The 13,375-nt window shown below is 64.1% G+C and carries 15 protein-coding genes; 10 read left to right on the top strand and 5 right to left on the bottom strand.

The window, feature by feature from the left end; all coding sequences use genetic code 11:
• Window positions 1-13 precede the first annotated feature (13 nt).
• Window positions 14-751: a DUF899 domain-containing protein gene (locus EDE08_RS19175; RefSeq protein WP_131870349.1), complete on the top strand. Its 738-nt coding sequence runs from the start codon at window positions 14-16 to the stop codon at window positions 749-751.
• Between the two features lie 217 nt (window positions 752-968).
• Here EDE08_RS19175 and EDE08_RS19170 read toward each other — a convergent pair whose 3' ends face one another.
• Window positions 969-2,216, bottom strand: a complete 1,248-nt coding sequence (locus EDE08_RS19170; protein ID WP_131870348.1) for a S1C family serine protease — start codon at window positions 2,214-2,216, stop codon at window positions 969-971.
• Between the two features lie 203 nt (window positions 2,217-2,419).
• Between EDE08_RS19170 and EDE08_RS19165 the strand changes: the two genes are divergently transcribed.
• The 4 genes from EDE08_RS19165 to EDE08_RS19150 all read left to right on the top strand — a co-directional run bounded on the left by EDE08_RS19165 (window position 2,420) and on the right by EDE08_RS19150 (window position 4,909).
• Window positions 2,420-3,037: a hypothetical protein gene (locus EDE08_RS19165; protein WP_131870346.1), complete on the top strand. Its 618-nt coding sequence runs from the start codon at window positions 2,420-2,422 to the stop codon at window positions 3,035-3,037.
• Complete coding sequence (locus tag EDE08_RS19160; protein ID WP_165936037.1) at window positions 3,024-3,398, top strand: transcriptional regulator; 375 nt, start codon at window positions 3,024-3,026, stop codon at window positions 3,396-3,398. The genes EDE08_RS19165 and EDE08_RS19160 overlap by 14 nt, the downstream gene beginning before the upstream one ends.
• A 32-nt stretch (window positions 3,399-3,430) precedes the next feature.
• Window positions 3,431-4,171, top strand: a complete 741-nt coding sequence (locus EDE08_RS19155; protein ID WP_131870343.1) for a di-trans,poly-cis-decaprenylcistransferase — start codon at window positions 3,431-3,433, stop codon at window positions 4,169-4,171.
• A gap of 252 nt (window positions 4,172-4,423) precedes the next feature.
• Entirely contained in the window at window positions 4,424-4,909 is a 486-nt protein-coding gene (locus EDE08_RS19150) for a Crp/Fnr family transcriptional regulator (protein WP_131870342.1), read from the top strand.
• Here the strand turns inward: EDE08_RS19150 and EDE08_RS19145 are convergent.
• Window positions 4,848-5,675, bottom strand: a complete 828-nt coding sequence (locus EDE08_RS19145; protein ID WP_131870341.1) for a metallophosphoesterase family protein — start codon at window positions 5,673-5,675, stop codon at window positions 4,848-4,850. The two genes, EDE08_RS19150 and EDE08_RS19145, sit on opposite strands and share 62 nt — an antisense overlap.
• A gap of 208 nt (window positions 5,676-5,883) precedes the next feature.
• On the opposite strand from EDE08_RS19145, the gene EDE08_RS19140 reads away from it, so the two are divergent.
• On the top strand, window positions 5,884-6,570 hold the full coding sequence (locus EDE08_RS19140; protein WP_131870674.1) for a DNA-3-methyladenine glycosylase I: 687 nt from the start codon (window positions 5,884-5,886) through the stop codon (window positions 6,568-6,570).
• A gap of 208 nt (window positions 6,571-6,778) precedes the next feature.
• On the top strand, window positions 6,779-7,078 hold the full coding sequence (locus EDE08_RS19135) for a hypothetical protein (RefSeq protein ID WP_131870340.1): 300 nt from the start codon (window positions 6,779-6,781) through the stop codon (window positions 7,076-7,078).
• Window positions 7,079-7,195: 117 nt separating this feature from the next.
• On the opposite strand, the gene EDE08_RS19130 is transcribed toward EDE08_RS19135, so the two are convergent.
• Entirely contained in the window at window positions 7,196-8,608 is a 1,413-nt protein-coding gene (locus EDE08_RS19130) for a sensor histidine kinase (protein WP_131870338.1), read from the bottom strand.
• 105 nt (window positions 8,609-8,713) lie between these two features.
• The gene (dinB, locus tag EDE08_RS19125; RefSeq protein ID WP_131870336.1) at window positions 8,714-9,814 is read right to left on the bottom strand and encodes a DNA polymerase IV; all 1,101 of its coding nucleotides are present in this window, start codon (window positions 9,812-9,814) and stop codon (window positions 8,714-8,716) included.
• A 43-nt stretch (window positions 9,815-9,857) separates the two neighbouring features.
• Here dinB and EDE08_RS19120 point away from each other — a divergent pair, with 43 nt between their 5' ends.
• The 3 genes from EDE08_RS19120 (at window position 9,858) to EDE08_RS19105 (ending at window position 12,101) form a co-directional block, all read left to right on the top strand.
• Window positions 9,858-10,301: a TspO/MBR family protein gene (locus EDE08_RS19120; protein ID WP_131870334.1), complete on the top strand. Its 444-nt coding sequence runs from the start codon at window positions 9,858-9,860 to the stop codon at window positions 10,299-10,301.
• A 95-nt stretch (window positions 10,302-10,396) separates the two neighbouring features.
• Window positions 10,397-10,606: a hypothetical protein gene (locus tag EDE08_RS19115; RefSeq protein WP_131870332.1), complete on the top strand. Its 210-nt coding sequence runs from the start codon at window positions 10,397-10,399 to the stop codon at window positions 10,604-10,606.
• A 583-nt stretch (window positions 10,607-11,189) separates the two neighbouring features.
• Window positions 11,190-12,101 carry a helix-turn-helix domain-containing protein gene (locus EDE08_RS19105; protein WP_131870330.1) on the top strand — a complete coding sequence of 304 codons (912 nt, stop codon included), beginning with the start codon at window positions 11,190-11,192 and terminating at the stop codon, window positions 12,099-12,101.
• Between the two features lie 26 nt (window positions 12,102-12,127).
• Here EDE08_RS19105 and EDE08_RS19100 read toward each other — a convergent pair whose 3' ends face one another.
• Window positions 12,128-13,132: a zinc-dependent alcohol dehydrogenase family protein gene (locus EDE08_RS19100; protein ID WP_131870328.1), complete on the bottom strand. Its 1,005-nt coding sequence runs from the start codon at window positions 13,130-13,132 to the stop codon at window positions 12,128-12,130.
• Window positions 13,133-13,375 lie beyond the last annotated feature (243 nt).

The following is a 13,375-nucleotide window of genomic DNA, read 5'->3' as shown; positions in this document are numbered from 1 at the left end:
CAGGGAGATCGCCATGCAGCACCATCAGATCGTCTCGCGCGAGCAATGGATCATCGCGCGCAGGGCCCATCTGGCGCGCGAGAAGGAGCTCACGGCGGCCCGCGAGCGCCTCACCGAGGAGCGCCGCGCCTTGCCCTGGGTCAAGGTCGACGAGGCTTATCAATTCGACGGGCCGAACGGCATCGTGTCGCTCGGCGACCTGTTCAAGGGCCGTCCGCAACTCGTCGTGCAGCATGTGATGTTCGCACCCGACTGGGACGTGGCCTGCAAGAGTTGCTCGTTCTGGGCCGACGGTTTCGAACGCATGGTGCCGCATCTTGCCGCGCGCGATACGTCCATGGCTGCGGTCTCGCTGGCACCCAGCGCAAAGCTCGAGGCTTTCAGGAAGCGGATGGGCTGGACCTTTGACTGGGTCTCCTCAGGCGGCACCGACTTCAACCGCGATTACGGCGTGACGTTCTCGCAGGAAGAGATCGAGACCGGAAAGCCGATGTACAATTTCGGCACCACGCCTCTCTACGGCCCCGAACTGCCCGGCATCAGCGTGTTCTTCCGCGACGAGGCCGGCGCGATCTTCCATACCTATTCCTGCTTCGCCCGTGGCCTCGACATGATGAACGCCGCTTATCAATATCTCGATCTCACCCCGCTCGGCCGTCACGAGGAAGACCTGCCCTATCCGATGGACTGGGTTCGCCTGCGCGACCAGTACGAACCGCAGGCGGCGAGGGGGGCGTGCTGTCACGGGTGAAGTTGTACGCTGGATCGGCAACAACGGTGTCATCGCCCGACTCGACCGGGCGATCCAGTACTCCGAGACGACTGTGATGAACCGAGAGGCCGCGGCGTACTGGATTCCCCGCCTGCCACCTACGCTAAAGCTTCGGCGCCCCTGGACCTCGACCCCGGCGAAGCCTTGGCGTAGCCGGGTCGCGGGGAATGACAGCGGAGGCTAACCGCAGCTCACGCTACCGCTTCGCGTCCGCCTGCTCCGTCGCGTTGCACGAGATCAGCATCGTATAAGGCCGGGCGTTGGTGGCGATGTCGGTGGTCTTGAGCTCGCTCTTTGGCTCGGCGGTCTGATAGGGCACCACGGAATTGTCGAGGAAGTCGCGCAGCACGCCGGTCTTGATGGCGAAGTTGATGTTTTCAGGGATGTTGCCGGTCGCCACCGCGATACGCAATGCCGGGATCTTTGCGGTGACCACGCCCACGACCTGACCTGTGTTATCGAACAGCGGCCCGCCGCTGTTGCCGGGCTGCACGGGGGCACTGATCTGCAGGAAGCGCGAGTCGTTGCGCATGCCGCTGAGCGAGCTCACGATGCCGGTGGTCACGCTGAAGTCCGAGGTCAGGATGCCGTGATAGGGAAAGCCGATCGCGACCACGGAGTCGCCGGAGCGAATCGAGCGGTCGCGGATCCGGGCAAAGTCCTTGAACGTCGTCGTCGATGGCGCCTGCAACAGGGCGAGATCGTTGTTGGTGTCGCTCGACACGACGCGCAGCACCATTGCTGCCTCGCCGGTGAGATTGCCCTTGATGTCGCCGACGCAGCCGTCGATCACGTGGTGGTTGGTGACGATGTGCCCGCTCGTGCTCACCACGAAGCCGGTGCCGCTCTTGGCCCTGGCGGGTTTGCCGCCGGCCGGCGATGCCGCCTGCTTGTCCGGCGCGGCCTGCGGCTTGGCAGCCATCTTGGTGAAATCGCCGACCTTGTCCAAGCCGTCGGCCTTGACGCGGGTCACACAATTGCTGACGGCGGCAATCAGAGGGGTAGTCGAGGTCAGGCTGAACTGGAAGGGCGTGCCTCTCGCCACCGCCACCATCAGGCTCGCCTTCTGGAAAGCGCGCGCGACGTTTGTCGGCAGAACGGCTGAGACCATGACCTCGGAAAAGGCGGTCGCAAACAGCCTCACCTCGGCCTGACCGTCGAAGGTCAGGTCGATCGTCAGGTTCTCGCCCTTCTTGAAACGAAACGCTGGATTGGCAAAACCGAGCAGCCACGCGTTGTTCGAATCCTGGCCGACAAGCAAGGTCATGCCATTGGCGTAGGGCATGCTTGCAGCGCAGTGAGAGAACGCGCCGGTCGAGTCATGGGTGAAAGCGCCACCGTTCCAGTTGCCGACGTGGATTGTGCCGAAAGGCCCCGCCGCATGAACGAGCCCGACCAGCATCACCTCGAAAACGAACGCAACGACAAACGACCTCAGCCACATACCAGCCCCCTGGAACGCTTCCGGGTCCATCTTATCCGTCAGGATATGTAGCGCGCAACCGCCAGTTGTCCGCTCGCCTCCGGGTCGGGCCGTCGCGACATTCGGGCTTGCCTTTGCTTTGCGGTGCCATATACTTTGCAATACAAAGTAACGGGACATCACGCCCCGAAACACCCGGGTGGAACGAGGATTTGGCGTTGCCGATGCGCGATCTCGACAAGGCGCTGGCCGACATCGTGACGATCCGCAGCCAGATCGCGGCGGGCACCGCCTTCCGCGGCTACGGCCCGGCGACGATGGTGGCGACCGGCGCTGTCGCGCTCATCACCGCGGTTCTGCAATTCTGGCTGCTGGATGACCCCACCGGCGAGCCGCTCGGATTCTTCATCGGCTGGCTCAGTGCCGCCGTGCTCTCGGGGCTGATGATCGGCATCGAGATGCGGGCGCGTTCGCGCCGTCACCATTCGGGCCTGGCGGATGCCATGATCCACCAGGCCGTCGAGCAGTTCCTGCCGGCAGGCGTTGCCGGCGTGCTGCTCGCGGTGGTGATGTGGAAGTTCGCGAGCGAGACGCTGTGGCTGCTGCCGGGCCTGTGGCAGATCCTGGTGTCGCTCGGCATCTTTGCCTCGGTCCGCTCACTGCCGCGCACCGTTGCACTCGCCGGCGCCTGGTATTTCGTGTCCGGCTTTGCGGTGGTGGTGCTGGCAAGCCGAACCCATACGCTGTCGCCATGGACCATGGGGCTGCCCTTCGTGATCGGGCAATCGGTGATGGCGGCCATTCTGCATTTCGCGTCTGGAGACAATGATGTCGAAGACTGACAACGCGCCCTTCTCCTATGAAGGACTCGATCGCGTGATCCACGAGAAGGCGAGGCTCGGGCTTCTGACCTCGCTGATGGCGCATCCCAAGGGGCTGGCATTCGGCGATCTCAAGCAGCTCTGCGGCCTCACCGACGGCAATCTCAGCCGGCACCTTGCCGTGCTCCAGGAGGCGGGCCTCGTCGAGATGACCAAGGGCTACGAGGGCAACCGCCCGCACACGACCTGTCGCCTGACCAAGGCCGGCCGCCGTCGTTTCCTCGACTATCTCGCCGTGCTCGAGCGGCTGGTGCGCGACGCGGCGAAAGCCGCCGGCCGCGAGGCGCCGCCGCTCGGCCGCCTCGGTATCGCCTCGACCTGATTCTCCCCCTTTTATTGACCGGAGACTTTGCAATGCAAAGCGAATCCACGTCGCGCAACGAGAAGCTTCATGTCGGCATCATCATGGACGGCAACGGCAGATGGGCGACGCGGCGCGGCCTGTCGCGCGTGCGCGGCCACGAGGCCGGTGTCGAGGCCATCCGCCGAATCGTCGAGGCTGCACCCAAGCAGGGCATCGGCACGCTGACGCTTTACGCCTTCTCGGCGGACAATTGGCGGAGGCCGAGGGCGGAGGTCGCGGCGCTGATGACCTTGCTGCGCTTCTATCTCGCCAACGAGGTGCAGAGCCTGGTCAGGAACGGTGTGCGTCTCACCGTGATCGGCCGCCGCGACCGGCTGCCTGACGGCATCGCCACCGCGATCACGCGCGCCGAAGAGGCGACCGCCCGAGGAAGCGCGCTGCATCTGCGCATCGCCGTTGATTACTCAGCTCGCGATGCGATCCTCAACGCGGCGGCCAAAGCGGCCGCGCTCACCAGCCTCACCCGCGAAGCGTTCTCGCAGCTCGTCACCGGCGAGGCTGGCCTTCGCGACGTCGACCTCATCATCCGCACCTCGGGCGAGAAGCGGCTGTCGGACTTCCTGCTCTGGGAGGGCGCCTATGCCGAGCTGCATTTCACCGAGCGGATGTGGCCCGAATTCGATGCGGGCGATCTCAGCGAGGCGCTCGCCGCCTTCCACGGCCGCGAGCGCCGCTTCGGCGGGCTTCGGGCGATCGTGCCTGAGGAGGTGCCCTCGCTCTCCCGGGTGTGACGCACGGCACGCGAAAACGCGCCGTTCGTTTTCAGCCGCCAGGTTGGGCAGCGCCGACCATGCGGCCGGTGCGCGGCCTCGGACATGCGCGGCCTGGCGACGGAGGCGGGTTAAGGATCCTGGCCCTGGAGACTGGCGCGGTCCACCTCGCCAAGTGCTGTCGCGCCCGTCATAGACGCGTTGATTTGTCGTGTGGCACGGATCATGCTCTGGTCTGGGGCGATGGGGTCCGCAGCGACGGGAGCTTCTGCGATGCGCGCAGTCCTGGATTATTGCACCGGCGGAACGGAGCGGCAGGTCGCCGCCGGCACGCTGATTGTCAACGAGGGCGGCACCAGCGGCCACCTCTACGTACTGATGCAAGGCAAGCTCGAAGTGCTCAAGGGCGAGATGGTGGTCGCCACCGTCACCGAGCCCGGCGCAGTGCTCGGCGAGATGTCCGTGCTGCTGGGCCAGCCGCACACCGCCACCGTGCGGGCCTGCTCCGACGCGATCGTCTATGAGTTCGAGGACGCCGCCTCGTTCCTCGAGAAGGAGCCGGGTGTGGCCCTGCTGATCGCAAAGATGCTGGCGCAGCGGCTCAATGTCGCCAACACCTATCTCGCCGATCTCAAGCGGCAATATGCCGGCCAGGGCACGCATCTGGCCATGGTCGGCGAGGTGCTCCAGAGCATGATCAACCTGACGCCGCATGAGGTCTCGCCAGGCTCGGATCGGAAATCCGATCCAAGAATGTGAGCCAGTCGGGCGACGCCTCGATGGGGGCGGCGGGGCGCTTCAGCGGCGCATTCAGGTCGATCCACTGGGCTTCGCCGGCCGCGAGCCAGAATGCCTTGTCCGTGTCGAGGTCGAGCACGATGCAGGTCGGCGGCCGGCCCGGTTGCAGGCCGGTGTTGAAGACCCAGGTCTGGCCCAGCCGGTCGAACCATGAGCCGCCGGTGATGAACGGCGACTGGTGCACATGGCCCGAGATCACCATCGATGGCTGGTATTGCATGATCCACTGCACCAGCTCGACGTCGCCGAAGAAGCGCTTGCCGCCCCAGCTCGTCGGTGAATCCGCCGGCGGCGCGTGGTGCGCCCAGATCCAGCGCGGCGGCCTGACGGCCGCGGCATCGCGCAACTGCTCGATGAGGCGTTGCTTGACCTGAGGTCCGTCCCACCACGGGCACACCGTGAACATTGTGTCGCCGATGCTGAGGCTGTCGCCGTCGCAGGCGATGCCCAGCTCGCGTACCTCCGAAATCCAGCGTGCGATCTTCTCGCCTTCGGTGCTGCGCTCGTCCAGGTCGTGATTGCCGGAGCAGAGGATCACGCGGGTCCGCGCGGCAAGGAGCGCGAGGTACTTCTTCACCACCACGATCTGGGCGCGGAAGTCCACGATCGAGCCGATGTCGAGCGCATCGCCGGCGAAGACCACGAGATCGAATTGCGGCGCCGCGCTGACCAGCCAGTCGAGCTGCGGCAACGAGTAATGCAGGTCGGCCACGACCAGGCAGCGCATGGAAAATCCGACGGCCAGAGATCAAAATGTCAGGGGATTCCAAAAACGGCATAAAGCAAGAAGCAGACCAGCCCGGCCGCCCCTTTGCGTCAATACTATGAGCGACAGCATGCTGCGTCCCGTCGCAGAGCGCAAGGGGCGGCAATGCGGGGGCTGGACCGGATCGCCGAATTCTGGTGTCGTGCCTGCCCTCAACACCTGTGTTCACATGACCCCCTTCAAGACCATTCGTGCGCGGGCCGAGAAGCGCAAGGGCGGGCCCAAGGCGCTGGAGAAACTGATGCCGGCCAAGCCGGACCTCCAGCGGCTGGCCAAGTTCGGCGATGACCGTATCCTCGCCGAGATGACCAGGCGGGTGTTCTGCGCCGGCTTCGCCTGGAGCGTGATCGATTCGAAATGGGACGGCTTTGAAGACGCCTTCCTGCATTTCCAGCCCGCCAAGCTCACCTTCCAGCCCGAGGACTATTGGGAGGGCCTGCTGCGCGACGCGCGCATCGTGCGCAACGGCGCCAAGATCATGTCGGTGCGCGACAACGCCGCCTTCGTGCAGGAGATCGCGAAGCAGCACGGCAGCTTCGGCAGGTTTCTGGCGAAGTGGCCGTCGTCCGACGAGATCGGCCTGCTCGATCTCCTCAACAAGCGCGGCAGCCGATTAGGGGGCAACACCGGCCAGATGCTGCTGCGCTTCGTCGGCTGGGACGGTTTCGTGACGTCCAAGGACGTGGCGGTCTGCCTGCGCGATGCAGGTCTCGACATCGCCGAAGAGGTCAAGTCGAAGGGCGATCTCGCCAAGGTGCAGGCGCAGTTCAATGCCTGGGCCGAGGAGACCGGCCTGCCCTACACCTATCTGTCACGCATCTGCGCTTTGTCGGTCGGTGAGAACCGCGGCGAGTAGCGCGTGAGCACGCTGACGTCGAGATCGTGTGCATCCTGTGGCGATCTCGCGCCGCGAGCGCGGCAGATGCCGCGCGCGATCACGAAATACATTTTGCAGGAACATTTGTCCGCAGCGCCTGTTCGGGACTTTGAGCCAGGCGGACAAGGGCAGGGAACGCATGCTCCCGCCTGGGTCAATGGAACCGCAGACAGAAACGGAGCAGCTCATGAAGCTCACATCCGAACAGGTGAAGCAGACCGTCAACCAACTCGGCGCTCAGGTGCTGCCCGACGAACATCCCGCGATGCCGCAGCTCAACAGCATGTTCGGCGAGCACACCTTCTTCGTCGACGAGACGGGCCTCAAGGTCCTCGAGCCTGCAGGATCGCCTGGTGCCGACACCGACCGGCAGAGCGGCGAGGTCGTCAGTCTCGCCGATTGGGGCGACTCCGACCTGACGCGCCTGATGGCGCATGAGCCCGAGCCGACCGGCGTGATCGTGGTGTTCGAGCACGTGAGGCATTGAGCGGTTCGAGCAGATCGACTTCCAATGGTGGCGGGCCTGAAAATCCGTCACCGACAGTCGCACGCGCCGGGCGATCTGTGTTCGCTTTTCGAGGCGGCTCCAACGTGGCCGCGGGAGTCATGCCTGGAGCGGAATCTCGATGGCGATCTGAGTCCCCGGACCCGTCGTGCTCTCGAGCCGCAGGCGGCCATTCAGCGATGAGGCCACCAGATTAAAGGCGATGTGCAGCCCCAGGCCGGTGTGGCCGCTCTCGCGACCGGTCGTGACGAACGGATCGAAGATCTGCGCCTGCAACTCCTCGGGAATTCCGACGCCCTCATCAGCGCAGACGAGGCGGACGGATGTCGGGTCCGGCTGGCTGACTGTGAGGACAAACCGGCCGCCTCTCTTGTCAGGATAGGCATGCCCTGCGCTATTGAGGGCGAGATTGCTGATCACCTGGGCAAGCGCTCCGGGGTAGCTGTTGAGCTCGATTCCCGCCGGGCATCGGACCTCGACCGTCAGGCCATGATGCGACAGCAATGGCCCGAGCCTGGACATCAACTCCGACAGCCAGTCCTTGAGCTCGAAGGTCCGCCGGTCCTCGTCGGCCTGATGGACGGCGACCTGCCTGAAGCTGTGCACCATCTCGGATGCGCGGTGCAGATTGTCGAAGGTCAGGTCGAGCCCCTGCTTGAGCCTGTCGATGCCCTTGGTCAGGTCGGAACGCCGGACCGATGTTCCGCCCAAGGCGTCAGCCATCGTCTGCAGATCGGTCTGCATGGCGGTCGAGGTCGTCAGGGCGAGGCCGAGCGGGGTGCTGACCTCGTGCGCGACACCGGCCACCAATTGGCCGAGAGAGGCGAGCTTTTCCGCCTGTACGAGCTGCTCCTGCGTCGCGCGCAGATCGCGCAGCGATTTCTCCGAGCGTTCCTTTTCCCGTTGCAGCGCCTCTGACGTCCGGAATTGTCTTCGTGCCCGGTATTCGCGCGCAGCCACGGCGTACAGCGACAATGCGTAGGCATTGCCGACGAGAGAATGATTGATGAAGCTCAGCCCGGTCGGCATCGTCGTCGCGAACGACTCGGCGACCAGCAGCGCCACCCACGACAGCAAACAGAAAATCGCCAGCGAGCCGATCCGCAACGGCAACATGGTTGAGACGAACAGGATGATCATCATCATGCCGGGCGCGGCAAAGGTGAAGCCCGACGGCAGCACGTGATAAATGCTGGGCAGGATGCAGCCGGGAATGACGCAATAGACGAGGAAGATCGTCTCCGCCCAGGGCTTCATCCATCGCCGTGACAGCAGCGCTGTCAGCGGCAGCAGGATAAATACGGCCGTGCCGCCGCGGATTGCGAGCGTGATCGGAACCACTTCGGGGTACAGCACCCAATCCCAGAGCGTGTAGCCGGCATAGGTGGCGGCGCCGAGCAGCATTGCGATCTGCGTCCATCCGAGGCTGCCCCGGACATATTGGTCGACAAATCGCCGCTCCTCGATGCGGTCTTCGAAGCGCAGTCCGAGGCGTATCAATAAGGCAAGCATTCCAACATCAATCGCGAAAAGACCTGTTTGACGTCTCTACGACAGGTTTTGGGCCGCGTCGCTGCTAAAGATGTCGCGTTCGCCGAAGCGGTCCTCCGGCCGGATTCAGATGCCCAGCGTCAACTGCGGCTCCGAACCGCCACCGGCCTGGAGCGAGGACAGCGAGACCCCCAGCAGCCTGACGCGCTTGGGCAGCGGCATCTCGGCTTCGAGCAGGCCGCAGGCCAGACGCTCCAGTTCGTCCCGGCCCGCGACGGCCGCGGCGACGGACCTGCTGCGCGTGATGATCTCGAAGTCGGCGAACTTGATCTTCAGGGTGATGGTGCGGCCGCGATTGCCGGTGGACTCACAGTGGCGCCAGACCTTGTCGACGAGAGGCCTGAGTTCGGCGACCAGCGTATCGAATGCGTCGAGGTCGATCGAGAACGTGTTCTCCGCGCCGATCGATTTGCGGATCCGGTTGGCCCTGACAGGCCGCTCGTCGACGCCGCGTGATATCCAATAGTAATAGGCGCCGGACTTGCCGAAATTCGCGTTCATGAACTCCAGCGTCTGGTTGCGGATGTCGCGGCCGGTGAACAGGCCGAGCGCGTTCATCTTCGCGGCTGTCGCCGGGCCGATCCCGTGGAACTTGCCGACCGGCAGCGTCTCCACGAAAGCGGGCCCCATCTCCGGCGAGATCACGAACTGGCCGTTGGGCTTGCGATGATCCGAGGCGAGCTTGGCCAGAAATTTGTTGTAGGAGATGCCCGCCGAAGCGTTGAGGCCCGTCTCGGCCTTGATCTTCTCGCGGATCTTCCGCGCGATGTCCCGCGCCAGCGCAATGCCTTGCAGGTTCTCCGTCACGTCGAGATAGGCCTCATCCAGCGACAACGGCTCGACGATGGCCGTGTGCTCGGCGAAGATGTCGCGGATCTGCCTCGAGATCGCCTTGTAGACCTCGAAGCGCGGCTTGACGAAGATCAGCTCTGGACATTGCCGCTTCGCCGTCACCGACGGCATGGCGGAGCGAACGCCGAACTTGCGGGCCTCATAGCTGGCCGCCGCGACGACGCCGCGTTCCGCGGAGCCTCCGACCGCGACCGGCTTGCCGCGCAGCTGCGGATTGTCGCGTTGCTCCACCGACGCATAGAAGGCATCCATGTCGATATGGATGATCTTGCGCACCGGCGAGGCTGCGCCGGTCACCGTGTCGGATTCGCTCATGGAAAGATGATACAATCGGGCCAGGGGAAGCGCGAGGTGATGGATGCTTCAGTTGTTGGTCTTCGTCGTCGCCGTGGTCGGCACCGGCTGGGTGATCGGCGCGACCAATCTGCCCGGAGCGTGGTATGCGGGCCTGGCCAAGCCGGATTTCGTGCCGCCGAACTGGGCGTTTCCGGTGACCTGGACCATCCTCTACATCATGATCGCCGTCGCGGGCTGGCGGACCTATCGTCGTGCTCCGTCGGGAAAGGCGATGCTGGCCTGGACGGTCCAGCTGGCGCTCAATTTCACCTGGTCTCCGGTCATGTTCACGATGCACCAGATCGGCGCCGCGCTCGTCATTCTCATCTGCCTGTTCGCCGCGATCGTGACCTACATCGGCCTCGAGATGTCACGAGACAGATTGGCGGCCGCATTGTTCGTGCCTTATGCGGCCTGGGTCGCGTTTGCCGGCGTGCTCAATGCGGCGATCTGGCGTTTGAATTGAGACGATGATTCTCAAACAATCTCAAACAGCAATCCCGGGCTTGTGAGTGGCAGGCATGAGCCCGCGATCTAATATGAGCCTGCGGAGGACAGCCAATGCAATACAGCTTCGAACTCATTCAGACGATGCGTCAGGCCCTGGAAACCGTGATGGCGAGCGTGCCGGCCCATCAATCGGTCTTCGGTCTCAAAGCGGCCGTGGCCGAATGCATCCTGAATGCCGCCGCACACGGCCACACGTCATACGACGGATTGGTGACGGCCGCCTCCGACCAGCTCCAGGCGATCATTGCGATGCTGACGTGAGGGGCTTACCTGAATAGTTGGCCCCGACGCACCGTGGAGGTGCAGGAGATTACGGGAGAGTATCAGCACGGCGCTCACGCGAGCGATGACGCGTCTTGGTGCTGTCACTAGACCCACGCGGCGGAACGCCACAGGTCGTCCCGACGTCGCGAGGTTGCGGACCCGTCTGGCCGCCAACATATGTTGCGGGATGTACCACAGGGGGCAGATGAGCTGGCGAGCTCAGGTGGCGGCCTCGTGGGGCCGCGCGCGCGGATCGCAATACGATAATTCAATATTCAATAGGAGACACAGCAGTGAGCGTGCCTGCCTATTCGTCTTTCAGCAAATGTTACTACGAGGGCCGACAGGCCTTTTATGTGCGTACAGGGAAATCGCCGGGCAGAATCCTGGATATGCTCGAACGGACGGACCTTCCGACCACGGCGATCGCGCTCGAGGCTCGGTCCTCGTCGAACCAGGTCCTCGCCCGGGTTTTCGTGCAGCACATGCGCTTGAACCCCTCCAACTATCGTCGGACCGTTCGCGATCCGGTTCGCCCATCTATCCCGCCTCGCGCGCATTCGGCTCTGGAGGGACGGCAATGACCGTCCATGCCGATTCGTCATTCGCCCAGTGGCACAGCAAAGGCCGACATGCGCCCTACTTGCGCACGATGAAATCCCCGGGCGGGATACTCGACCTTCTTGAGGTCCAGCGACCAGCCGGGGACATGTCCCGCCCGGCCGTGTCGGACATTGTGCTGATGGAGGACATGCTTGGCTGCAGTCGTGTCAGGGGAGACCTGGGAGGAGGTCGCTTCGATGTGAAGACCGAGAAAGGCACTCTCGCCCTTGCTGCGCCGAACTTTGCGACCTCGGTGATCAATGACGAAAGTCATCGGCTCCGCAGCCTGGCGTTTCCTTTGGCCCGGTGGCAGAGCGTGCTCGACGAGGCAGCCGACGGCCGCTTCTCGTTCGACACCTCCTGCATCTACGGCCGAGTGTTCGACTCGTCGGCGATCCGATCGGCGGTCCGCAAGCTGTGGACTCTCTGTGAGGACGAGGGGGCGCCGTCGCGGCTGTTGGCGCGTGCGGCGGGCTGCGAGATCCTCGCCGAGCTTTGCAGCCTGGGTGGAATGCCGTTCGCGCCGGCCAGGGGCGGCCTCGCGCCTTGGGCGGAACGGCGCTGCCTGGAACTGATGCGAGCGCGGCTTTCGGATGATATCAGCCTCGACGATCTGGCAGCCGAAGCACGGCTTTCACCGTTCCATTTCGCCCGCATGTTCAAGCAAAGCCTCGGTGTGCCGCCGCGGGTCTACCTGACGCGACTGAGAGTGGAGAAAGTTCGCGAAATGCTCGAACATACGGACCTTCCGGTCACGCAGATCGCCCTGGAAGTCGGGTACTCGTCCAACCAGGTCCTCGCCCGTGTCTTTCTCAAGCATCAGCGCATGAGTCCGACCGATTATCGTCGGGCGGTTCGCGATCCGGTCCGCCGTATCGTGATGCAGTAACTGCTGCCGCTGCCCTGCGGAGGCATCTATTGAGGGACGGGAAGCGCCACAGTCTGCCCCACAACATCAACCGCCACCTTGCCGCGAAGTCCGCGCGATCCCCCGTTTTCGAGCAATTCATGCGCTTCGCCGACCCGGGCCAGAGGCAGCACCGCGCCGATCACCGGCTTGATCAGGCCGCGTTCGACGAGGTTCGTCACCGCGTCGAGCTTGCCGCGGTTCTGCCGGGTGAACACGAAATGGTAGGCGGCATTCTTGCCCCACGCCTCGATCAGGTTCTGCGGCTGTGCGATGTCGACGATGCTGATCACCCGTCCAGCATCCGCGAGGGCGAGCGGGCTCTTCGTCAGGGTATCGCCGCCGATGGTATCGAACACGACGTTCACCCCCTGACCATGCGTCAGGTCCGCCACGGCTGAGACATAGTCGTCGGACCTGTGATCGATCACCTCGTCCGCTCCGAGCGAACGTACGAATTCATGGTTGCTGGTGCGCGCCGTGGTGATGACCCGCGCACCCATCGCCTTGGCAAGCTGGATCGCCACCGTGCCCACGCCACCGGCGCCACCGTGGATCAAGATCGTTTCATGAACGGCAAGCTGGGCGCGGGTCACCAAAGCTTCCCAGACCGTGCCTCCGACCAGCGTCAGGCTGGCGGCCTCCAGATGATTGATGTTGCGCGGCTTGCGCGCGACCAGATCGACATCGGCTATATGCTGTTCCGCATAGGAGCCGGGGCCGCCGAAGATTTTGGGCGTGTAGTAAACCTCGTCGCCGATTCCGAATTCGTTCACGTCCGCTCCCGTCTCTTCCACGACACCGGAAACGTCGTGACCGATGATGGCGGGGAGCGGCACGTAATCGGTATAGTCGCCACGGCGGATCTGAATGTCCAGGGGATTGATGGCGGTGGCGTGGACGCGCACCCGGACCTGTCGCGCTCCGAGAGCCGGTACGGAAACATCGCGCAGCTCGAACGCGTCGTAGCCACCGAATTTATCGAGGACGATGGCCTTCGTGGTATCGGTCATGATCTTACCTCGTCTCAAGGCGACTCGGCCAGTCGGGCCGTGGGCGCAGGCCAGGGCCGAGCGCTTCGGGACGCATGGCGAACAGGCCGTGCGAATCATCCGGATAGGTCTCAGCGCGCCCGACAAAGCGCTCGGGGCTTCAGCCGGTGATCCTATCAAGCGTTTCGAACGAAATGCGGCGCGGAACCTGCGACACGTTGCCAATCTTGCGGCTAAGTGCTGCGCGGCAGCTTCTTTTCAGCA

The organism is Bradyrhizobium sp. R2.2-H (assembly GCF_004346455.1).
Classification (GTDB): domain Bacteria; phylum Pseudomonadota; class Alphaproteobacteria; order Rhizobiales; family Xanthobacteraceae; genus Bradyrhizobium; species Bradyrhizobium diversitatis.
The sequence above is the reverse complement of the archived record's forward strand: the minus strand, read 5'-3'. Positions and strand labels throughout refer to the sequence as shown.